This is a genomic window from Paludibacterium flexuosum (assembly GCF_037076605.1).
Taxonomy (GTDB): Bacteria; Pseudomonadota; Gammaproteobacteria; order Burkholderiales; family Chromobacteriaceae; genus Paludibacterium.
In genome coordinates this window covers 1,279,545-1,299,578 of record NZ_AP029060.1, presented here as the reverse complement: position 1 = coordinate 1,299,578, position 20,034 = coordinate 1,279,545, and the positions used below count along the sequence as shown (strand labels likewise).

The window sequence follows — 20,034 nt, the reverse complement described above, 5'->3', positions numbered from 1 at the left end:
TCGGTTTGCAGGCGGCATGGTCTGTTCTCTCTGGATAGCATCAGGCTTTGTCCCTGCCTGGATGGCCCCCATGTCTGAATCTATCTCTGTTCTTTGTCCCGATCGGCCGCCTGTTTCCCGCGTCGTGCTGCCACTGGCCTGCCTGGTGGTGTTGATGGCGCAGATGGCGACCACCTTGTATCTGCCGTCTCTGCCTGAGGTGATGCATGCCTTGTCGATGACTCAGGCTCAGGCCGAGCTGTCGATTTCCCTGTTTGTGATCAGTGCTGCGCTGCCCTTGTTGTGGTGGGGGCGTGCGGCGGAGCGCTGGGGGCGGCGGCGGTCCTTGCAAGGGGCCTTGTTGTTGTTCATGGCCAGCAGTCTCGCGCTGGCGTTCTGCCACGAAGCCTGGCAATTGTTGTTCCTGCGTGGGGTTCAGGGCATGTCGGCAGGCGGTGCCGCGATCATCGCCCGTATTCTGGTGCGTGATTTTTGGCAGGGGGATGCTCTGGCCCGCCGTCTGTCCTGTCTGTCGATGGCGTTTATCTGCGCCCTGGGCGGCGGGCAGTTTGTCGGCGGGTTGATCGCCCGTTTCGGTCGCTGGCCTCAGGGCTTTGTTCTGATGGCGCTGCTCGCTTTGCTGGCTTTCTGCTTCGGGCACTGGCTGCCGGCGACTCACTCCCGGGGCCACCCAGCGCCGATGTGGCACGGTCTGTGGTGTCTGTTGCGGCGTGCAGGTTATTGGCAGTCTGCAGCAGTAGGTGGCGTCGGTTATGCAGTGATCGTAACCCTGCAGCAGTGCAGCCCGTTTGTGTTTCGGCAGGATTTTGGTCTGGGTGCCACCGGATTTGGCGCGCTGGGAGTGTTATTTGCCCTGTGTTATCTGGCGGGATCTGTGCTGGTGCACCGGATGGTTCCGCACTATGGCAGCCTGCATTTGTTGCGGCGTGGCTGCGATGGCCTCTTGCTGGCCGGTCTGGCGATTTTTGTCTGGATGGCGGTGATGTCGCATGAAGGGCGTCTGGGGCTGGTGGTGTTTGTGCTGCTTTACGGTCTGGCCGTGTTCGGTCAGGCGGTGGTGTTTCCCAATAGCATGGCCCTGGCGGTGGAGCAGGGGCGCGATCAGGGGGGGATGGCCATGGCATTGTGCGGTTTTGTGCAGCAAGTGCTGGCCGGCGTGTTTGCTCTGTCGGCGGTGTGGCTGAACCATATCGGTGGCTGGGCCGCAGCCGTGTGTCTGTTGGCCGTGCTGGCCTGGTGGCTGGCGCGATCTGGCCGGGGGCGCTAAGCCATTTGCCGCGTCTTTTGCCGTCGGCGTACAATAAACGTTTATTTTTCTTGCTGGACCTGAAGATGATCCGTACCCGTTTCGCGCCGAGCCCGACCGGTTTCCTGCATATCGGTGGTGTGCGCACCGCACTGTTTTCCTGGGCCTTCGCCCGCAAGCACCAGGGCGTGTTTGTGCTGCGTATCGAAGATACCGATCTGGAGCGCTCAACCCCTGAGTCGGTGAAGGCCATCATGGACGGCATGCACTGGGTCGGACTGGATTATGACGAAGGTCCGTTCTATCAGACGCATCGTTTTGATCGTTACAAAGAAGTGATCCGGCAGTTGCTGGCCTCTGGTCATGCCTATCTGTGCTATTGCAGCAAGGAAGAGCTGGAAGCCATGCGTGCCGAGCAGGAGGCCCGTGGCGAGAAGCCGCGCTATGACCGCCGCTGGCGGCCGGAGCCGGGCAAGACCTTGCCGCCGGTGCCGGAAGGGATCGAGCCGGTGGTGCGTTTCAAGACGCCGCTGGATGGGGTGGTGGCCTGGGACGATGCCGTCAAGGGAAGGATCGAAATCAGCAATCAGGAGCTGGATGACCTGATCATCGCCCGTCCTGACGGCAGTCCGACCTACAACTTCTGCGTGGTGGTGGATGACTGGGACATGCAGATCACCCATGTGATCCGCGGTGACGACCATGTCAACAATACCCCGCGCCAGATCAATATTCTGCAGGCACTCGGCGCGCCGCTGCCGGTGTATGCGCATCTGCCGATGATCCTCAACGAAGATGGCCAGAAAATGTCCAAGCGCCGCGATGCGGTCAGCGTGGTCGATTATGCCGACAAGGGGATCTTGCCGCAGGCGCTGCTCAACTATCTGGCGCGCCTGGGCTGGGGGCACGGCGATGACGAATTCTTCGACATGCCGCAGTTCATCGAGTGGTTCGATCTGGCCGATGTCAGTGCCTCGGCCTCGCGCTTTGATGGTGACAAGCTGCTGTGGCTGAACGCCCAGCATATCAAGCAGGCGGATCTGGCCGCCCTGGCCGGGCTGGTTGCGCCGCGTCTGGCGGCTGCCGGTATCGACGTGGCTCAGGGGCCTGCCCTGACCGAGGTGCTGGCCCTGGTGCGCGAGCGTGTGCAGGATCTGAATGCGCTGGCGGCGGAGGCCGACTACTTCTATCGCAAGCGTGAAGCCTCGGCAGAGGATCTGGCCAAGCATCTGTCAGATGAGTCGCGTGCCCGCATGGCGCGGTTTGCCGAGCGACTGGCGGCACTGCCGCAATGGACGGCCGAGGCCATCCATGAGCTGTTCAAGCCGTTCTGTGCCGATGAAGGCATCAAGATGGGCCAGCTCGGCATGCCGCTGCGTGTACTGGTGTGCGGCACGGCGCAGACGCCTTCGGTGGATGCGGTGCTGGCCCTGATCGGCAAGGATGAAGTGCTCAAGCGCATGAAGGGCTGAGGCAGTTGGTTTCCGGGGTGAGGCATGCCCCGGTCTGATAAGGACGGTGCATGCAAACCCGGGACATCCTTCAGGCCCTGCTGGTGGTATTGCTGTGGGGCTTCAATTTTGTGGTGATCAAGTGGGGGGTGGCGGATGTGCCGCCTCTGCTGCTGGGTTGCCTGCGGTTTTCCCTGCTCGCGCTGGCGGGCTGTCTGTGGGTGGCGCGTCCGCGCCTTCCCTGGCGCTGGCTGGTGGCTTACGGCCTGACAGTCGGCTTTGGCCAGTTTGCCTGTCTGTTTTGTGCCATCAAGTTTGGCATGCCGGCCGGTCTGGCCTCGGTGGTGCTGCAATCCCAGGCGTTTTTTACCATGTTGTTTGCTGCCCTGATGCTGCGCGAGCACTGGCAGCCGGCGCAATTGGCCGGCTTGCTGCTGGCGGCTTCCGGGCTGGCGCTGATCGGACTGGCGCGTGGCGGCAACATGACGCTGCTCGGGTTTGTCCTGACGCTGATGGCGGCCAGCAGCTGGGCGCTGTCGAATGTGGTGGTGCGACGCATGGTGCGCCAGGGCCTGCAGGTTGAGCCGCTGGGGCTGGTGGTCTGGTCCGGTCTGATTCCGCCCCTGCCGTTTCTGGCGCTGTCGCTGTGGCTGGAGGGCGGGGCGCGCGATTGGGCCGCGCTCAGTCATTTTTCCTGGGGCTCGCTGGCCTCGGTGGCCTATCTGGCCTTTGCTGCCTCCATGCTGGGCTATGGCATCTGGAGCCGTTTGCTGGCGCGCTATCCCGCCAATGCCGTGGCGCCTTTCTCTCTGCTGGTGCCGCTGGTGGCCTTGCTGTGTTCGACCTGGCTGCTGGGGGAGCACCTGAGCGCCAGCCAGTTACTGGGCAGCGTGTTGCTGCTGGCCGGGCTGCTGGTGAATGTTTTTGGCGCCAGAGTGTTGAAATCCCTGTTAAAACAAGCAAGTTAATCAGACTATTCTCAAGTTTTGCTTTAATTGGTCGATGAAGCGGTTGACGTCGACTGGCAATGGTTCATACCATGCCAAATATTACAAATGGGGTCTGAAATGAGAAAAGCCTATAAGATTGTCCCGCTGCTGGTGCTGTTGACGGCGTGTGCCCACGCCGACAACCCTCAGGTCGTGACCCCGGCAATGCCGGCCTCCGCGGCGATGGCCGAGCCGGCGCCGGCGCCGGTATCGGCTGCGCCGGCCGCGCTGGATGCCCGTACCGGGGTAGGGTTTGTCGGTGCCGGTATTGAGCCGGAAGCCCCCAAGGTGGTGGTCAAGGAGGTCGATCCCTATCAGCCGATCAAGATTCGTGTTACCGGCCAGGGGACGGTGCCGGTTTCCAAGTCGCTGACCGCAGCTCAGCGCAAGTTGCTGGGCATTCGTGCCGCCAAGCTGGATGCGTTCCGTGCGATTGCCGAACAGGTGCAGGGGATGAAGCTGGTCGGTAACAGCTCGGTGGCGAACATGGTGTCGGTCAGCGATAGCTTCCGCACCTATGTGGATGCCTATCTGCGCGGTGTGAACGTGATTTCCACCAGCATTCAGGCCGATGGGACCAGCGAGGTCATCGCCGAAATCGTGCTGGACAAGGATTTCTATCTGCAGTTCAAGAGTGCCCTGCAGCAAACTGGCAGTGTCATGAAGGCTGCGCAGCAGAGCGGCGCGCAAGGGGTGCAGTGTGGTGCAGACAACTGTGCTTCGGCCCGCTATGGCAGCAATTTCTATAACGCCCAATAGGATGGCCATGCGCCTGCGTCAATCCGTTCATGCCGCCCTCGTGGCGGCTTTGTTTTTGTCTGCTGCCGTGGCCGATCCGATCATTGCCAACGGCAGTGCCCCGATGGATGCCGGCCTGACGGCGGCGCGGGAAATGGCTATTCAGGATGCCTTGCATCAGGCGGCCCTGTCTCAGGGGGCGCAGGTGAATTCGGCGCAGTATATGAATTCCGGCGTCGTGAGCGAGTCGTCGAGTCTGTCGGCGGCGCCGATTTCCGGCAAGGTGACGGTATTGCAGGAGCATCAGGCCGATGGCCTCTATCAGGTGCAGGTGCAGGTTGAGCCGGATCAGCCCGCCGCACGCGGCCGTGCCACAGGGTGTAGCGCACCGGATAGCCGTGCGCTGCGGCGCAGAGTGGTTGCGGCCTATTTTTATCTTGATCATCCGGCAGATGCCAGTGATCTGGATGCGCTCGGCGTGCGTCTGCCTCATGACCTGGCGCGCCGTCTTGGCCAGCTGGAGCGGCAGTTTGCCGTGCGCGATGCCGGCAATATCGGGCTGCTGCCCAATCGTTATCTGATGGATCCCGCGCTGGCCGCTTCTGCCGTCCGACGTCTGGCTGACAGCGAGAATGCCCAGTTTGTGGTGGCCGGCAGAGTGCTCTCTACGGCGGTCACCAAGCGCAGCCCGCGTCTATCCCTGTATGGCTCGACCAATAGCAGCCAACAGGGGATGTACTACAACGGCCCCGGGTCGGCGTTGTTCGGTCCCGGGGTGGTTTATCGTTCAGTCGCCCGTGAATTCAAGCTGGAGTTATGGGTTTATGACGGACTCACCGGCAGTCTGCTGCGGACGCAGCAGTTTGCGACGACGGCCAGTGGTTATGTCGAACCCAAGAACATGCCGATATTCGGCTCGGATGCCTTCTGGGAGACCGACTACGGTGGCGAGGTCAATGACCTGATGGATGCCGTGACGAAGGATGTGGCCGCAACACTGAGTTGTTTGCCTTTCACGGCCCGGGTGTTGCGGGTGGACAAGGGGCAGATCTATGTGGACGCCGGCGGTTTGTCGGGTTTGCAGGTCGGCGATCGTATGCTGGTGTATCGCCAGCGGCTGGCCAATGCCGTGATTGACCCTGCCAGCGGACAGGAGCTGGGTATTCCGGAGTCGTTGCTGGGCGATGTGTCGCTGATCCAGGTTCAACCCAATCTCTCGGTCGCCGTGGCGCATGGCGGCAAGGCGCCGGTACAGGCGGGGGATCTGCTGCGCTTTATTCCCAAGCGTTAGACCAGCCCGGCCTTGACCGGGCAGGGTTGATGGTCACGTTTTACCAGGGGTAGATGTTGGCCTGCACATTGAAACGGTTGACGTCGCTGCCATCCGAGAAATAGACAACGGCATGACGCCCTGAGGCGGTCTGGCAGAGTACTCTGCCGACGTGAGCACCATTTTGGATCATGCCGTGGGCACTGATCCACCAGATGTTATGCACGATACCGCTATGGCGTTCGCTGCCTTGTCCAAGGAGCATGCCTTCACAGGTGATGTCTTCTCCGTCGGCTTTCAGATACATATTGCCTTCTATCATGAAATTCAGCATTTGCGGGGCGATGGCGTTGCTGCCGCTGCCAAACTCGTAAGAACCCATTGCTGCGGCCTTGAAATCATCAGCCACTTGCTGGCTGTTGGTTCTGTCCGCCTTGATGGTGAGCATTCCCCAGTGATCGACCTTGATCTTGATGTTGCTGATCCCCCCCCAGGTCTCTCCGCGCGTAATGGCGTGGAAGGTTTCTTCAAAGCCGAAATCCTGAATGTTGCCCATATCGAAGTAGACATCATTGCTGGATGTCGCGTAGGCGCTCAGCGAGGTCAGGGAGGCGAGGGCCAGGATGGCTGCCTGTTTTTTCATGGCTTGCTCCGTAGTTTGAAGTTTTGTCAGTGATCTCTTGTTTTGCTGTCAGTGCAGCTGTGGGTCATGTTCGCGTTGCAGTGGTATTGGCTGACATCGGTGAGATCCGAAAGAGGGGCGGCAGAATCGGGCTGACTTGATGCAGCGCAAAAGGACAGGGCTGGCCGCCTCATCCGGGCTTGGGCCAGACTGGCGGGGAGTATGAATATCAGCAGGGAAAGACGGGGAGCGGGCTCGCAGGGCCCGGAAGGCGTTGGCGCTTGGTCAGGAGGGCGCCCCCCGGGGAGGGGGGCTGCGCGATTAGCCGGCAGCCAGCCAGCTTTGCGGGTGGCTTTCCAGCCAGTTTTTGATGGCGCGGGCGTCGTTGACCCGTGACTGTCCGCCACCGGCAGACAGGATGACAATGATCAGCGGCTGTGAGCCGACCGTCGCTTCCATCACCATGCAATGACCGGCTTCGTTGATGTAGCCGGTTTTTTGCAGGGCGATGTCCCAGTTGCCTTCGCGTACCAGGGCGTTGCTGTTTCTGTATTGCAGCAATCGGTTGGAAACCGAATAGATTTCGTGTTCCGGGGTGGTGGTGAATTCACGAATCAGCGGGTAGTTCTGTGCCGCCTTGACCATGCGGGCCAGGTCACGTGCGGTGGAGGTATTGCGCATGTCCAGCCCGGTCGGATCATAGAACACCGTGTCGCTCATACCCAGCTGGCGGGCTTTTTCGTTCATGCGGGCCACGAAGGCGCGAGTCCCGCCGGGCAGGGCGGTGCGGGCCAGCGCGGCGGCGGCACGATTTTCCGACGACATCAGGGCCAGCAGCAGCATTTCCTTGCGCGGCAGGGTGGTCCCCACCGCCAGGCGGGAGCGGGTGTGCTTGACGCGGTCGATTTCGGCATCACTGACCGAGATGCGCTCGTCGAGCGAGACGCCGGAATCCAGCAAGACCATGGCGGTCATCAGCTTGCTGATCGAGGCAATGGGCTGGCGCTGATCCACACGCTTTTCGTACAGCGGCTCGCCACTATTGCCATTGAGAACCAGCACCGACTGCGCCGACAGGCGTGGTGCGCTGTAATAAGCCATTTGTTCGGCAACACGGACCGTGCCACCTTGATTCAGAGACTGGGCGTTCACGCCCGCGGGCACGACGGCAGCGGCCAGGGCCATTGCCAGCCAGCCAGCGACATTCTTCAACATCAGCAACCTTTCCGATTCATGGCGGAACCCTTCGGAAATCCCCGCGTTTACTGGTTTGCAGGGGTTTCCGAGGAGTGCCGCCGTCAGAGATAAACATTCTGTTTTGTATTTTAATCAACCAAGGTTTTATTGGGGATATTAATTCACAAAAAATCGGTAAAAATCCCATTTGAAACCGTCGTCAGTCAGTTGCGCTAGAATGCAGGTTCGATCTGTAGCCGAGTCTGTTGCCATGCAAGTCAGTTTCCCGGGTAGTCCGTTCCTGTTGAATCAGCCGTTTCCGCCCGCCGGAGACCAGCCGGTGGCCATCGAGCAATTGGTAGAAGGTCTCTCTGACGGCCTGGCCTATCAGACTTTGCTCGGGGTGACCGGCTCGGGTAAAACCTTCACCATGGCCAATGTTATTGCGCGAACCGGGCGGCCGGCGATCATCATGGCGCACAACAAGACGCTCGCCGCGCAACTTTATGCCGAGATGCGCGAGTTCTTTCCGAATAATGCGGTGGAGTATTTCGTCTCCTACTACGACTACTACCAGCCGGAAGCCTATGTGCCGAGCCGTGATCTCTTCATTGAAAAAGACTCGAGCATCAACGAACACATCGAGCAGATGCGCCTTTCGGCGACCAAGTCGATTCTGGAGCGGCAGGACTGCGTCATTGTTGCAACAGTTTCCGCAATATATGGTATCGGCGATCCCTCCGACTACCATCAGATGATTTTGCATCTCAAGGAAGGCGAGCAACTTGAGCAGCGCGCCATGATTGCCCGGCTGGTTGGCATGCAGTACGAGCGTGCCGAGGTGGATTTCCGGCGCGGCACCTTCCGGGTGCGCGGTGATGTGATCGATATCTTTCCGGCGGAAAGTGCGGAACTGGCGCTGCGCGTGACCATGTTTGATGACGAGATCGAGACGCTGACGCTGTTTGACCCGCTGACCGGGGTGACACGTCAGCGGCTGGGGCGCTTTACCGTGTTCCCGGGCAGTCATTATGTGACGCCGCGCGACACCGTGCTCAAGGCTTGCGAGAAGATCAAGCTGGAGTTGAATCAGCGGGTCCAGTTTTATCAGAAAGAGGGCAAGCTGGTGGAGGCGCAGCGCATCGAGCAGCGCACGCGTTTCGATCTGGAAATGCTGTATGAGATGGGTTTCTGCAAGGGCATCGAAAACTACTCGCGCCATTTCTCCGGTCGCAATGCCGGGGACCCGCCGCCGACGCTGATCGACTATCTGCCGAAGAATGCGCTGATGTTCATCGACGAGTCGCATGTGACCATTCCGCAGATTGGCGGGATGTATCGTGGAGACCGGGCACGCAAGGTCAATCTGGTGGATTACGGTTTCCGTCTGCCTTCCGCGGTGGATAACCGCCCGCTGACCTTTGAAGAGTTCGAGCGCATGATGCCGCAGACGGTGTTTGTTTCCGCCACGCCGTCCAGTTATGAGGCCGAGCATGCCGGCCAGGTGGTGGAGCAGGTGGTGCGGCCGACCGGCCTGATTGATCCGGAGGTCATTGTGCGTCCGGTCGCCACCCAGGTAGACGATCTGCTGTCGGAGATCCGTGCGCGCATCGAGGTCAACCAGCGCGTGCTGGTCACCACGCTGACCAAGCGCATGGCAGAGCAGCTGGCCGACTATTACACCGAGCATGGCATCAAGGTGCGCTATCTTCATTCGGATATCGATACGGTCGAGCGGGTCGAGATTATCCGCGATTTGCGGCTGGGCATGTTCGATGTGCTGATCGGCATCAATCTGCTGCGCGAGGGGCTGGATATCCCCGAGGTGTCGCTGGTGGCGATTCTGGATGCCGACAAGGAGGGCTTCCTGCGTTCCGAGCGCTCGCTGATTCAGACGATCGGCCGGGCGGCGCGCCATCTGAACGGTCAGGCGATCCTGTACGCGGATCGCATTACCGATTCCATGAAGCGGGCGATGGACGAAACGGCACGCCGGCGCCAGAAGCAGCTGGACTTCAATCAGCAGCACGGCATCGTGCCTGCCGGGGTGAAGAAGGAAATCAAGGACCTGATCGACGGGGTTTACCACCCTGCAAGCGAGGCCGAGAACCGCAAGCGTGCCCTGGAGCGGCGCGTCGGCCATATGGACGAGAAGGCGCTGGCACGCGAGATCAAGCAGTTGGAAAAGGACATGATGGCGGCGGCACGCGATCTGGATTTCGAACGTGCCGCACAGCTGCGTGATGCGTTGAAGGCGCTCAAGGAAGCGGCCTTCCTGAATGGTGATTAACGGGATCGGAGTGAGTTGCAGATGATCGACATCAGTCGGGGTTATTCGGTGCTGTTTGTTTGTCACGGCAATATCTGTCGTTCGCCGACCGCCGAGGCGGTGATGCGCCAGCGCGCGGTGCGTGCCGGTCTGGGGTCGGTTTTGCAGGTCGATTCGGCCGGTACCAGTGCCTATCATGTCGGCGAGGCGCCAGACCGTCGCTCGCAGCGGGTGGCGGGGCAGCGCGGCTATGACATGTCGGCGCTGCGGGCTCGCCAGGTGACGGATGAGGACTTTGAGCGATTTGACCTGATTCTTGCCGCGGACCGGCACAATCTGGCCGATCTGCGCGCCCGCTGTCCGGCGGCCTTGCAACACAAGCTGGCACTGATGTTGTCGGTGCTGCCGCAGGGGAGTGAGCAGGAAGTGCCGGATCCTTACTATGGCGGGCCCTCAGGGTTTGATCATGTGCTGGATCTGCTCGAGGCAGCCTGTGATGGCTGGCTGGAAAAAATACGTAATATGTAAAGTGCATGAATTGCTTTTCGCGAGTAGTAGCGCATGGCGACAACTGCTAAGCTAAACCAAACAATCATTCACAGGATGGCGACTCATGGAGCGCGCACGTTCAGATCAGCCGCTGCAAGTTGTGCCCAGCCTCAGCGCAGACGTTATTCTGCCGCTCACTCCGGGACGCATGCCGCTGGCCCGGCAGACGGTCATCGTCATCGGCTCGTCGACCGGGGGGACCGAGGCCCTGCGCGTGCTGCTGACGGCGCTGCCCAAGGAAATGCCGCCCATTCTGATCACGCAGCACATGCCGGAAATGTTTACCCATTCGTTCGCCGAAAGGCTCAACAGCCTGTGCAAGCTGGAAGTCAAGGAGGCGCGCGATGCCGAACGCCTGCAGGAAGGGACGGTGTATATCGCGCCCGGGCATTCGCATCTGATGGTCAAGGCGGCGCCGACCATCGGTTACGCCACGTCGCTGTCGAAGGGGGATCCGGTCAACCGTCATCGTCCTTCGGTGGATGTGCTGTTCCGCTCTGCCGCCAATGTGGTCGGCAAGAACTGTATTGCGGTGATCCTGACCGGCATGGGGCGTGATGGCGCCAATGGCATGCTGGAGCTGCGTCAGTCCGGCTCATACAATATCGCCCAGGATGAGGCCAGCTGTGTGGTGTTCGGCATGCCCAAAGAGGCCATTGCCAACGGTTCGACGCATGAAGTCCTGCCGCTCAACGCCATTGCCAACCGGCTGGTGGTGCTCGCCAAACAAAGACAACCGACTACTTAACTGCGATTTCCGATGAATTTTCTCCCTGTTCTGGTCGTTGAGGATGATGCCGACCTGCGCGAAGCCATTGTCGATACGCTGACCCTGGCCGGGTATCAGACGCTGGAAGCTCATGATGGCAGTAGTGCGCTCGCCAGGCTGCAGCAGGCCCCGGTCGGTCTGGTGATTTCCGATGCCCAGATGGCGCCGATGGATGGCTATGCCCTGTTTGAAGAGGTCAAGCGCCTGTATCCCGGACTGCCTTTCATTCTGATGACGGCCTATGGCGTCATCGAGCGTGCCATCGACCTGTTGCGGGCGGGGGCGACGCACTATCTGCTGAAGCCCTTCGAGCCGCAGGATCTGATTGCCGAGGTCGAGAAACATCTGCTGAGGATGCCGGAAGAGGGGCGCAGTGACGTGGTGGCCGAGTCGGCGGTCATGCGTCAGTTGTTCTCGCTGGCCAGCCGGGTGGCGCAGAGCGATGCCACCGTCTTGCTGTCAGGCCCGAGCGGCAGTGGCAAGGAAGTGCTGGCGCGTTATATCCATCAGCATTCCAGACGTCATGACGGACCGTTTGTCGCCGTCAATTGTGCGGCGATCCCCGACACCCTGCTGGAATCGACCCTGTTCGGTCACGAGAAGGGCGCCTTTACCGGCGCCAGTCATGCCATGCCCGGCAAGTTCGAGCAGGCGCAGGGCGGCACCCTGCTGCTGGATGAAGTGACCGAGATGCCGCTGGCGCTGCAGGCCAAGCTGTTGCGGGTGTTGCAGGAGCGTGAGCTGGAACGGGTTGGCGGCAGCAAGACCATCCGGCTGGACATCCGTGTGGTGGCGACGACCAACCGTGATATCCAGGCCTTTGTCGAGGATGGCCGCTTCCGCGAAGACTTGTATTTCCGTCTGAATGTCTTCCCGCTGAAAATCCCCGCGCTGGCGGATCGGCGCGAAGATATTCTGCCCCTGGCACGCCGTATGCTTAACAAGTATGCGCAGTCAGCCGGAAGAGCCACTCTGACGCTGTCTGCCGAGGCGGAACGTCATTTGACGACCTATAGTTGGGAGGGTAACATCCGCGAACTGGAAAACGTGATGCAGCGGGCGGTGATTCTTGCCGCCGGACCGGCAATTATTGCCGCCGATCTGATGCTGGATCCGCAGACCGGTCTTGCGGAACAGGTTGCCCCGGACGCATTGCAGGCGGGTGATGAGGCGGATGCCGACATGCGCTCGCTGGAAAAGCGACATATCCTGGAAACCCTGACGGCCGTGGGTGGGGTGAAGAAGCTGGCCGCCGAGAAGCTCGGCATCAGCGAACGAACCCTGCGCTACAAGCTGCAGCGCTATCGAGAAGAAGATGGCGATACGACGGCACCGTCACCGTAACAAGTTTGGGAGTTGACCATGTCAACGCAAGGAATCGATCAACTGCTTGGCGAGCTCAGGGCGGCCTCTGCGCTTGCGGCCGGCAAGCCGGCCAGCAGTACGCAGCAACAGACGCCGCAGGTGGATTTTGCCGATGTGCTGAAATCCACGATCGATCAGGTGAATTCTGCACAACAGACTTCACAGGAAATGCAAAAGCAGTTCGAGTTGGGGGATGAGGGCGTCAATCTGCAGGATGTTATGGTATCTTTGCAGAAAGCCAGCCTGTCGTTCCAGACCATGGTCCAGGCGCGCAACAAGCTGGTGACCGCCTATCAGGATATTATGAATACCCAGGTCTAGCGCTGTCCTGTCAGCATGCCGGCAGCGGTTAGAACCGAAAGCTAAAACCACTGTATGGCAGATCTGGCTGAAAACGAAAACATTCCCGCTTGGCGTGTGCGTCTGAATGAAGTGCTTGAGCGCTTCAAGGCGCTGCCACCCAACAAGAAATTTATCTTCTACGGCGCCATCGCGGCGCTGTTCGCCGTTGTCGTCGGCGTGGCGCTGCTCAATCGCGAGCCTTCCTACAAGATTTTGTTTGCCAATCTGGCCGACCGTGACGGCGGTCAGGTCACGGCCTCGCTGCAACAGATGAACGTGCCCTACCAGCTGGGTGCGGGCGGAGTCATTTCCGTGCCGGCCGAGCAGGTCTACGACATTCGTCTGAAGCTGGCCGCCCAGGGCTTGCCCAAGGCCAGCGGCGTCGGCTTTGAACTGATGGACAACCAGAAGTTCGGTATCAGCCAGTTTGCCGAACAGGTCAACTATCAGCGCTCCATCGAGGGCGAGCTGGCCCGGACCATCGAATCCATCGATGCAGTGCAATCCGCCCGGGTTCATATCGCGACGCCCAAGCAGAGCGTGTTCGTGCGCGAGCAAGAGCCGACCACCGCGTCGGTCATGCTGAACCTCTACCCGGGGCGCATCCTCGATCCGGGTCAGATTGCCGGTGTCCTGCATCTGGTGTCCAGCGCCATTCCGGGGCTGGCGGTCAAGAACGTTACCATCGTTGATCAGGACGGCAACCTGCTGTCACAGTCGCCAGAGCTCGATGCCTCGGGCAATGGCCTGGACTCCCGTCAGCTGAAATACGTGCGCTCGGTCGAGGACGACTATGCCAAGCGTATCGAGGCCATCCTCGAACCGATTTTCGGCAAGGGCAATGCCCATGCCCAGGTCAGTGCATCGCTGGATTTCTCCGAGGTAGAACAGACCTCCGAGACTTATCGTCCCAACTCCAGTCCGAATCCTTCGTCGACCCGCAGCCAGCAGATCGTCGAAAAGCTGAACAACAGCACCACGCAGCCGACCGGGGTGCCGGGCGCACTGTCCAACCAGCCGCCATCGGCCGCCTCGGCGCCGATCACCCTGCCGCCGGGTGCGCTGCCGGGTACGCAGACACTGTCTGGTCAGGCGCTGGGGCAGAACGGGGCGGTCGAGCGTGATATCACCACCAATTACGAAGTCGACAAGACCATCTCGCATACCCTGCAGCCCAAAGGCATTCTCAAGCGCCTGACGGCTGCCGTGGTGGTCAATTTCCGCAATATGCCGGATCGCAATGGCGATCTGAAGCCGACGCCGCTGACGGCGCAGGAAATGGTGCAGGTCAACAATCTGGTGCGTGAGGCCATCGGCTACAACCAGTCGCGCGGCGACAGCATCAATGTCGTCAATGCTGCCTTTGCCGATGCCCTGGCACCGGTGACCTTCAAGGACAAGGCGATCACCTTTGTCAGCGACAATGCCACCAATATCCTCAAGTACGCCCTGGTAGCGATTGCGGCGCTCTACCTGTTGTTCGGTGTCGTTCGTCCGGTGGTGCGCGAGGTGCTGCGTCCGCCGCGGCCGCCGGCGCCCGAGCCGGGTTCTCCCGAGGCCGCGGCGCTGGCTGCGGCCGAAGGCGGTCGTCTGCTGGCGGTCGCCGGGGACGAGGAGCTGGTGGACGAAAACGGCAATCCTTTGTCCGAGGAAGAACGCAACAAGGATCCGCGTTATCTGCAGCGCAAGCACTATGCTGACAATATCGAAGAAGTGCGTGAAATCGTGAAGTCCGATCCGCGCATGGCGGCGCAGATCATCAAGGAATGGATCAGCTCAGATGAGTGACGCAGGAATTCACCGCAGCGCCGTACTGTTGTTCAGCCTGGGGCAGGCGCATGCCGTCGAGGTATTCAAATACCTCGGGCCGAAGGAAGTGCAGAAGATCTCGCTGGCCATGGCGGCCATCAACAATCTCAGTCACGAAGAGATCGACAAGGTGCTCAGCCAGTTCAAGGAAGAGTGCCAGGCGCGTGCCAGCATCGGTGCTTCCGACGAATACCTGCGCAACGTGCTGGTCGAGGCGCTGGGCCCGGACAAGGCGGCCAACCTGCTCGACCGCATCATGCAGGGCAACGACCACAGCGGTATCGAAAGTCTGAAGTGGATGGACCCGGGCTCTGCGGCCGACCTGATCCGCAACGAGCACCCGCAGATCATTGCCACCATCCTGGTCCACCTGGATCCGGATCTGGCCAGCTCCATCCTGTCCTACTTCCCCGAGCGCCTGCGCAACGAGGTGCTGATCCGTACCGCCACGCTGGAAGGGGTGCAGCCGCAGGCGCTGCGCGAGCTGAACGACGTGCTGACGCAGTTGCTGTCCGGCTCCGACCGCCTCAAGAAGAGTGCGGCCGGCGGGGTGGGCATGACCGCCGAAATCCTCAACTTCATGGGCAATACCGTCGAAGCCTCGGCGCTCAATTACATCCGCGAATACGACCCGGAACTGGCGCAGCGCATCCAGGACAAGATGTTCGTGTTCGAAAACCTGCTCGAAGTCGACGACCGCTCGATCCAGACCATTCTGCGGGAAGTGCAGACCGACTCCCTGGTGGTGGCGCTCAAAGGCACCAGCAACGAACTCAAGGAAAAGATCTTCCGCAACATGTCGCAGCGTGCGGCAGAAATGCTGCGCGACGATCTGGAAGCCAAGGGGCCGGTCAAGCTGTCCGAGGTCGAGGCCGAGCAGAAGGAAATCCTCAAGGTGGTACGCAAACTCGCCGACGATGGTCAGATCGTGCTAGGCAGCAAGGGTGGTGATGAAGGACTTGTCGAGTAAGGGCATCATCCCGGCCGACAAGCTGGGTGGTTGGCAAAGCTGGTCGCCTGCCGAGCTGCTGACCCCGCCTGCCCCCCCGGAGCCCGTGTTCGACGGCTTGACGGTCGCGCAGGTCGAGGCCCTGACCGCCAGTTTGGCGCCTCAGGACCGCCCGCCGGTCGAGCCCCTGCCCGAGCCGGAAGATACCGAAGAAACGCCCCCCGCCCCGCAGCTTGGCTATCCCACCGCCGCAGAACTGGAGTCCATCCATCAGGAGGCCTGGCAGGCCGGGCATGATGCCGGGCTGGCGGCCGGTACCGCCCAGGGCCATGAAGCCGGGCTGGCGGAAGGGCGTGCCCAGGGACTGGCCGAGGTGCAGCAGCGCTTTGCCGAGGCCTGGACGCCGCTGCAGCAGCTGGCCTCTGGCTTTTCGGATGCCCTGGCAGGCCTGGAAGAACAACTCTCTGCCGATGTGCTGGCCCTGGCGGTGCGCCTGGCCGAGCGTCTGGTTGCTGCCCATCTGGCAGCGGATCCGCGTGCCATCGAGCCGCTGTTGCGTGAAGCCCTGGCGGCCCTGCCGCCGACCCTGGCGCAAGGGCGTCTGCGGGTCAATCCGCAGGATCTGGAGGTGGCCAGAGCCTTCCTGCAGCAGGAGCGGCCGGAAACGATCTGGCAGTGGGTGGAAGATGCCGAGGTGCCCCGTGGCGGCTGCCTGCTGGAGACGCCTTCGCTGCGCCAGGTGCTGACGCATCCGGCGCGTCTGGCTGCCATGACCCGTGCGCTTGGTCTGACCGAGGAGCCGCAAGACGATGGCGATCTCGGCTGAGTTGCTGCTCGAGCGTCAGCGCCAGTTCCTGGCCGAGTGTGGCCGTACGGCTGACGAGGCGGTTCTGTCTCCCGCCAGTGGGTGTCTGGTGCGCGTGACCGGCATGGTCATGGAGGCGGTCGGGCTCAAACTGCCTGTCGGCAGTGCCTGTCAGGTCGAGCTGAGTGAAGGTCATCGGGTCGAGGCCGAAGTGGTCGGCTTCTCCGGCGACAAAACCTTTTTGATGCCGCTGACCAATGTGCATGGCCTGTTGCCCGGTACGCCCGTCACCCCGCTGGCGCCACATCATCCGCCGCATTACGGCAAATCCGGCGCCGCCGGACGGGTCAACGGTCCTGCCGGCCGGATGGTGCCGGTGGGGGAGAGTCTGCTCGGGCGAGTGCTCGATTCCCTGGGGCGGCCGCTCGATGGCCAGGGCCCCATTCATCCCGAAGCTTTTTATCCCCTGCACAGTCAGCCAATCAATCCGCTTGGCCGTTCCCTGGTGAAGAACGTGCTGGACGTCGGCGTGCGTGCCATCAATGGCTTGCTGACGGTTGGCCGCGGGCAGCGTCTGGGGCTGTTTGCCGGCTCCGGGGTCGGCAAGAGTGTGTTGCTGGGCATGATGGCCCGCTTTACCCGCGCCGATATTGTGGTGGTTGGCCTGATCGGTGAGCGTGGCCGTGAGGTCAAGGACTTCATCGAGAATATTCTGGGAGACGAGGGCCGTCGTCGTGCCGTGGTGGTGGCGGCGCCGGCCGACATGCCGCCGCTGATGCGTTTGCATGGGGCGGCCTATGCCACCGCCCTGGCCGAGTACTTTCGCGACCAGGGCAAGGATGTGCTGCTGATGATGGATTCGGTCACCCGTTATGCCATGGCGCAGCGCGAAATCGCCCTGGCCATCGGTGAGCCGCCGGTGACCAAGGGTTATCCGCCATCGGTTTTTGCCCGGCTGCCGCAACTGATCGAACGGGCCGGTAATGCTGCCGAGGGTGGTGGCTCGATTACCGCGTTCTATACCGTACTCTCCGAGGGGGATGATCAGCAGGACCCGGTGGCCGATTCGGCCCGTGCCATTCTGGATGGTCACTTTGTATTGTCGCGCGAGCTGGCCGAGTCCGGGCATTACCCGGCCATCGATATCGAACAGTCCATCAGCCGGGTCATGGTCGATGTAGTCGACCTCGAGCATGTCAGTCTGGCGCGTCGCTTCAAACAACTCTATTCCCGCTACCAGCGCAACAAGGATCTGATCAGCGTCGGCGCCTATGTGCCCGGCTCCGATCCGCTGCTGGATGAGGCGATCCGTCGCGAAGCGCAGATGGCCGGCTTTCTGATGCAGCCCATGCACGAGCAGCACGATTTCCCTTCCACCGTCGAACAACTGCGCCACGTGCTGCGCTGAGCCGGGGTAGCCTATCGTGGCGCACAGCAAGTATGCCCTGTTGCTTAACCTGGCCCAGGAAAAGGTCGATGCCGCGGCGGATCGCATGCGCAAGGCCCAGGCGGCCCAGGTGGCGGCGCAGGGCAAGCTGGAGCAGCTGCAGGCCTTCCTGCAGGAGTACCAGCACCGGCTGACTCATGGCGGCATGCAAGGCATGGGGATCGGGCAGTGGCAGGACTTTCAGCGATTCCTGCGCCGGCTGGAGGAGGCGGTGGAGATTCAGCAAGGCGAGGTGGATCGCTGCGTACAGCGATTTCTGATGGAGCGGCAGGCCTGGTTTCTGGAGCGCAAAAAGCTCAAGGCCTACGAAAAGCTCAAGGCACGTGAAGCCGAGCGGGCCTTGCGGGCAGAAAACCGTCGGGCACAAAAGATCACGGACGAATTCGCCTCGCGCCGTTTCTGGGACCAGACCCACTCCGAAGACTGACTGGCATGTTAATTGCTTAGTATGGGCATCCTGTGGAGAGATGCATCATGCCCATTGCCTTGCCCGTTAACGCTGCAACCGCTTCGCCGACCGCGGCCTTCAGTGCCTCGCCGAGCCCTGCCAACAATGCCCCCTTCGGTGGCGGCAATGATCAGGCAGTCAGTCAGGCCGGGCAGGGGAGCAATAATCAGGCTCAGGGCGCCGCTCAGGCCGCTCAGGTCAACCAGAACAGCCCGAACGCACAAAGCCCCCAGACCGATCCACAGTCCCCGCAAAACATCTTTGCCCGCATGCTGGATGCCCATATGGCGGTGCTGGAAGGTGGCTTGTCCGGCCCGGGGGCAGTGAGCAGTGACGAGGATGGCGGCAAGTCTGACAAAGCCAGGGATGGCGATGCCGCCAGCCTTTCCGCCAATGTCGATCCCTTGCCGAATCCTGCCCTGCTGTTGCTGCAGCAAGTGGTTCCGGCCACGCCGGTCAACAATGCGCCGGTGCAGAACGACGTACAGAGCAATCAGAACACCCAGAACAACTCGCTGGGCGCCGCTGCCGCGGCGACGCTGCCGCAAGATGCCGCGGCGATCAAGGACAGCAAGCAAACGCCGTTGGGGGGCGAGGTCAAGGGCGCCGATCTGTTCCAGGCGATGAGTGCCGATGCCGAGAAGGGGCTGCAAAAATTGCCGCCTTCGGAAGGCGCGCAATCGACAAATTTGCCGCAGCAGCTCGGTCTGCAGGTCAATTCGACCGTGTCGCGAGAGCAGCAGGTCAAGCCGACGTTCACCATTCCGCAATCCGTGGGCACCCCGGCCTGGAGTCAGTCCCTCAGCGACAAAGTGCTGAGCATGGTGAGCATCAAGGCCGAAACCGCCCATATTCAGCTCAATCCGCCTGAGCTTGGCCCGATTGACGTGACCCTGAAAATGGATGGCCACAATACCGCGCAGGTCACATTCAATGCCGATTCCGCCACGACGCGCGCTGCCTTGCAGGACAGTCTGCCGCGCCTGCAGTCGATGATGGCCTCCAGCGGCATTCAGCTGGGGGATGCCCAGGTGTCGGGCGGGCAGTCGCAGCAACAACAGCAAAACGCCCGAAACCAGCGCGGGAATGCCCAGCCGCAGGCGCAGGAAGGGGAAGAATTCGATACGCTGGCCACCATCAAGGCCGCGCGCGGGGTGCTCAGTATCTTCGCCTGATCTTGACCTTTGTTCAGCACATGTTGGATTCTGGAAGATATAATAAAAAATTGGTTTAGAATCCCGGAATACCAACAATCAAGGCTGACAGGCAATGGCAGAAGATAAAAAAGCGGAAAAGGGCGCACAAGACGAAAAACCCCGCGGCGGCGGCAACAAGCTGATGTTGATTGTCGTCCTGCTGTTGGTGGTGCTGATCGGGGGGGTCGGTGCTGTGGGTTATCTCATGCTGTCGGGGCATGCTCCGGCAGCGGCAGCGGCAGAGACGCATGCCGCCGCAGCGAAGAAGTCCGATGCACCGCCGGTTTTCTCCAAACTCGATACCTTTGTCGTGAATCTGTCCGGTCAGGGTGGCTCCCTGCTGCAGGTCGACATGCAGGCTGAACTGGCCGATGCCGATGCGCAGAAGCGTCTGACCGACTACATGCCGAAAGTGCGCAGTGCCGTGATTCTGTTGCTGTCAGCCAAGACCGCGGAAGAGCTGTCAACACCGGAAGGCAAGATGAAACTCAAGAACCAGGTCAAGTTGGTGATCAACGGTGCAATGGACAGTGGCCCGGATGAACCGGTCAAAGCCATTCTGTTCACTTCTTTCATCATCCAGAACTCGTAGGC

At 61.1% G+C, this 20,034-nt stretch carries 19 protein-coding genes; 17 read left to right on the top strand and 2 right to left on the bottom strand.

The features are described 5' to 3' along the window. Nucleotides 1–70: 70 nt before the first annotated feature. The 5 genes from AACH39_RS06145 (at nucleotide 71) to AACH39_RS06125 (ending at nucleotide 5,715) form a co-directional block, all read left to right on the top strand. Nucleotides 71–1,267: an MFS transporter gene (locus tag AACH39_RS06145; RefSeq protein ID WP_215781877.1), complete on the top strand. Its 1,197-nt coding sequence runs from the start codon at nucleotides 71–73 to the stop codon at nucleotides 1,265–1,267. Nucleotides 1,268–1,332: 65 nt separating this feature from the next. Further along, the gene (gene gltX, locus AACH39_RS06140) at nucleotides 1,333–2,718 is read left to right on the top strand and encodes a glutamate--tRNA ligase (protein ID WP_338621117.1); all 1,386 of its coding nucleotides are present in this window, start codon (nucleotides 1,333–1,335) and stop codon (nucleotides 2,716–2,718) included. A gap of 50 nt (nucleotides 2,719–2,768) precedes the next feature. After that, nucleotides 2,769–3,665, top strand: a complete 897-nt coding sequence (locus tag AACH39_RS06135) for an EamA family transporter (RefSeq protein ID WP_338621116.1) — start codon at nucleotides 2,769–2,771, stop codon at nucleotides 3,663–3,665. Nucleotides 3,666–3,764: 99 nt separating this feature from the next. Beyond that, nucleotides 3,765–4,445, top strand: a complete 681-nt coding sequence (locus AACH39_RS06130; protein ID WP_338621115.1) for an LPP20 family lipoprotein — start codon at nucleotides 3,765–3,767, stop codon at nucleotides 4,443–4,445. 7 nt (nucleotides 4,446–4,452) lie between these two features. Beyond that, on the top strand, nucleotides 4,453–5,715 hold the full coding sequence (locus AACH39_RS06125; protein WP_338621114.1) for a flagellar assembly protein T N-terminal domain-containing protein: 1,263 nt from the start codon (nucleotides 4,453–4,455) through the stop codon (nucleotides 5,713–5,715). A gap of 40 nt (nucleotides 5,716–5,755) precedes the next feature. Here the strand turns inward: AACH39_RS06125 and AACH39_RS06120 are convergent, their stop codons facing one another. After that, complete coding sequence (locus tag AACH39_RS06120; protein WP_215781881.1) at nucleotides 5,756–6,337, bottom strand: hypothetical protein; 582 nt, start codon at nucleotides 6,335–6,337, stop codon at nucleotides 5,756–5,758. A 300-nt stretch (nucleotides 6,338–6,637) separates the two neighbouring features. Next, nucleotides 6,638–7,531, bottom strand: a complete 894-nt coding sequence (locus tag AACH39_RS06115) for a serine hydrolase (RefSeq protein ID WP_215781882.1) — start codon at nucleotides 7,529–7,531, stop codon at nucleotides 6,638–6,640. Nucleotides 7,532–7,763: 232 nt separating this feature from the next. Between AACH39_RS06115 and uvrB the strand changes: the two genes are divergently transcribed. The 12 genes from uvrB (at nucleotide 7,764) to AACH39_RS06055 (ending at nucleotide 20,032) form a co-directional block, all read left to right on the top strand. Then, nucleotides 7,764–9,782 (top strand): excinuclease ABC subunit UvrB, encoded by a 2,019-nt coding sequence (uvrB, locus tag AACH39_RS06110; RefSeq protein ID WP_215781883.1) that lies wholly within the window; start codon nucleotides 7,764–7,766, stop codon nucleotides 9,780–9,782. Nucleotides 9,783–9,803: 21 nt separating this feature from the next. Beyond that, the gene (locus tag AACH39_RS06105) at nucleotides 9,804–10,289 is read left to right on the top strand and encodes a low molecular weight protein-tyrosine-phosphatase (RefSeq protein WP_215781884.1); all 486 of its coding nucleotides are present in this window, start codon (nucleotides 9,804–9,806) and stop codon (nucleotides 10,287–10,289) included. A gap of 85 nt (nucleotides 10,290–10,374) precedes the next feature. Beyond that, entirely contained in the window at nucleotides 10,375–11,058 is a 684-nt protein-coding gene (locus tag AACH39_RS06100; RefSeq protein WP_338621113.1) for a chemotaxis protein CheB, read from the top strand. A 12-nt stretch (nucleotides 11,059–11,070) separates the two neighbouring features. Beyond that, the gene (locus AACH39_RS06095; protein ID WP_338621112.1) at nucleotides 11,071–12,423 is read left to right on the top strand and encodes a sigma-54 dependent transcriptional regulator; all 1,353 of its coding nucleotides are present in this window, start codon (nucleotides 11,071–11,073) and stop codon (nucleotides 12,421–12,423) included. An 18-nt stretch (nucleotides 12,424–12,441) separates the two neighbouring features. Continuing rightward, nucleotides 12,442–12,765: a flagellar hook-basal body complex protein FliE gene (gene fliE, locus AACH39_RS06090; protein ID WP_215781887.1), complete on the top strand. Its 324-nt coding sequence runs from the start codon at nucleotides 12,442–12,444 to the stop codon at nucleotides 12,763–12,765. A gap of 54 nt (nucleotides 12,766–12,819) precedes the next feature. Further along, the gene (gene fliF, locus AACH39_RS06085; protein ID WP_215781888.1) at nucleotides 12,820–14,574 is read left to right on the top strand and encodes a flagellar basal-body MS-ring/collar protein FliF; all 1,755 of its coding nucleotides are present in this window, start codon (nucleotides 12,820–12,822) and stop codon (nucleotides 14,572–14,574) included. Then, nucleotides 14,567–15,565, top strand: a complete 999-nt coding sequence (gene fliG, locus AACH39_RS06080) for a flagellar motor switch protein FliG (protein ID WP_215781889.1) — start codon at nucleotides 14,567–14,569, stop codon at nucleotides 15,563–15,565. Before fliF ends, fliG begins: the two co-directional genes overlap by 8 nt. Continuing rightward, a complete protein-coding gene (locus AACH39_RS06075; RefSeq protein ID WP_215781890.1) occupies nucleotides 15,546–16,370 on the top strand; it encodes a flagellar assembly protein FliH in 825 nt (274 codons plus the stop codon). Before fliG ends, AACH39_RS06075 begins: the two co-directional genes overlap by 20 nt. Continuing rightward, a complete protein-coding gene (gene fliI, locus AACH39_RS06070) occupies nucleotides 16,354–17,757 on the top strand; it encodes a flagellar protein export ATPase FliI (protein WP_215781891.1) in 1,404 nt (467 codons plus the stop codon). Before AACH39_RS06075 ends, fliI begins: the two co-directional genes overlap by 17 nt. Before the next feature lie 16 nt (nucleotides 17,758–17,773). Further along, the gene (fliJ, locus tag AACH39_RS06065) at nucleotides 17,774–18,223 is read left to right on the top strand and encodes a flagellar export protein FliJ (protein ID WP_338621111.1); all 450 of its coding nucleotides are present in this window, start codon (nucleotides 17,774–17,776) and stop codon (nucleotides 18,221–18,223) included. 47 nt (nucleotides 18,224–18,270) lie between these two features. Beyond that, entirely contained in the window at nucleotides 18,271–19,419 is a 1,149-nt protein-coding gene (locus AACH39_RS06060) for a flagellar hook-length control protein FliK (RefSeq protein WP_338621110.1), read from the top strand. A gap of 94 nt (nucleotides 19,420–19,513) precedes the next feature. Next, complete coding sequence (locus AACH39_RS06055; protein WP_215781894.1) at nucleotides 19,514–20,032, top strand: flagellar basal body-associated FliL family protein; 519 nt, start codon at nucleotides 19,514–19,516, stop codon at nucleotides 20,030–20,032. Nucleotides 20,033–20,034 lie beyond the last annotated feature (2 nt).

Coding starts and splice junctions, on each gene's coding strand:
- AACH39_RS06145 (WP_215781877.1), top strand. CDS start 71: ATGTCTGAATCTATCTCTGTTCTTTGTCCCGATCGGCCGCCTGTTTCC.
- gltX (WP_338621117.1), top strand. CDS start 1,333: ATGATCCGTACCCGTTTCGCGCCGAGCCCGACCGGTTTCCTGCATATC.
- AACH39_RS06135 (WP_338621116.1), top strand. CDS start 2,769: ATGCAAACCCGGGACATCCTTCAGGCCCTGCTGGTGGTATTGCTGTGG.
- AACH39_RS06130 (WP_338621115.1), top strand. CDS start 3,765: ATGAGAAAAGCCTATAAGATTGTCCCGCTGCTGGTGCTGTTGACGGCG.
- AACH39_RS06125 (WP_338621114.1), top strand. CDS start 4,453: ATGCGCCTGCGTCAATCCGTTCATGCCGCCCTCGTGGCGGCTTTGTTT.
- AACH39_RS06120 (WP_215781881.1), bottom strand. CDS start 6,337: ATGAAAAAACAGGCAGCCATCCTGGCCCTCGCCTCCCTGACCTCGCTG.
- AACH39_RS06115 (WP_215781882.1), bottom strand. CDS start 7,531: ATGTTGAAGAATGTCGCTGGCTGGCTGGCAATGGCCCTGGCCGCTGCC.
- uvrB (WP_215781883.1), top strand. CDS start 7,764: ATGCAAGTCAGTTTCCCGGGTAGTCCGTTCCTGTTGAATCAGCCGTTT.
- AACH39_RS06105 (WP_215781884.1), top strand. CDS start 9,804: ATGATCGACATCAGTCGGGGTTATTCGGTGCTGTTTGTTTGTCACGGC.
- AACH39_RS06100 (WP_338621113.1), top strand. CDS start 10,375: ATGGAGCGCGCACGTTCAGATCAGCCGCTGCAAGTTGTGCCCAGCCTC.
- AACH39_RS06095 (WP_338621112.1), top strand. CDS start 11,071: ATGAATTTTCTCCCTGTTCTGGTCGTTGAGGATGATGCCGACCTGCGC.
- fliE (WP_215781887.1), top strand. CDS start 12,442: ATGTCAACGCAAGGAATCGATCAACTGCTTGGCGAGCTCAGGGCGGCC.
- fliF (WP_215781888.1), top strand. CDS start 12,820: ATGGCAGATCTGGCTGAAAACGAAAACATTCCCGCTTGGCGTGTGCGT.
- fliG (WP_215781889.1), top strand. CDS start 14,567: ATGAGTGACGCAGGAATTCACCGCAGCGCCGTACTGTTGTTCAGCCTG.
- AACH39_RS06075 (WP_215781890.1), top strand. CDS start 15,546: ATGAAGGACTTGTCGAGTAAGGGCATCATCCCGGCCGACAAGCTGGGT.
- fliI (WP_215781891.1), top strand. CDS start 16,354: ATGGCGATCTCGGCTGAGTTGCTGCTCGAGCGTCAGCGCCAGTTCCTG.
- AACH39_RS06060 (WP_338621110.1), top strand. CDS start 18,271: ATGCCCATTGCCTTGCCCGTTAACGCTGCAACCGCTTCGCCGACCGCG.
- AACH39_RS06055 (WP_215781894.1), top strand. CDS start 19,514: ATGGCAGAAGATAAAAAAGCGGAAAAGGGCGCACAAGACGAAAAACCC.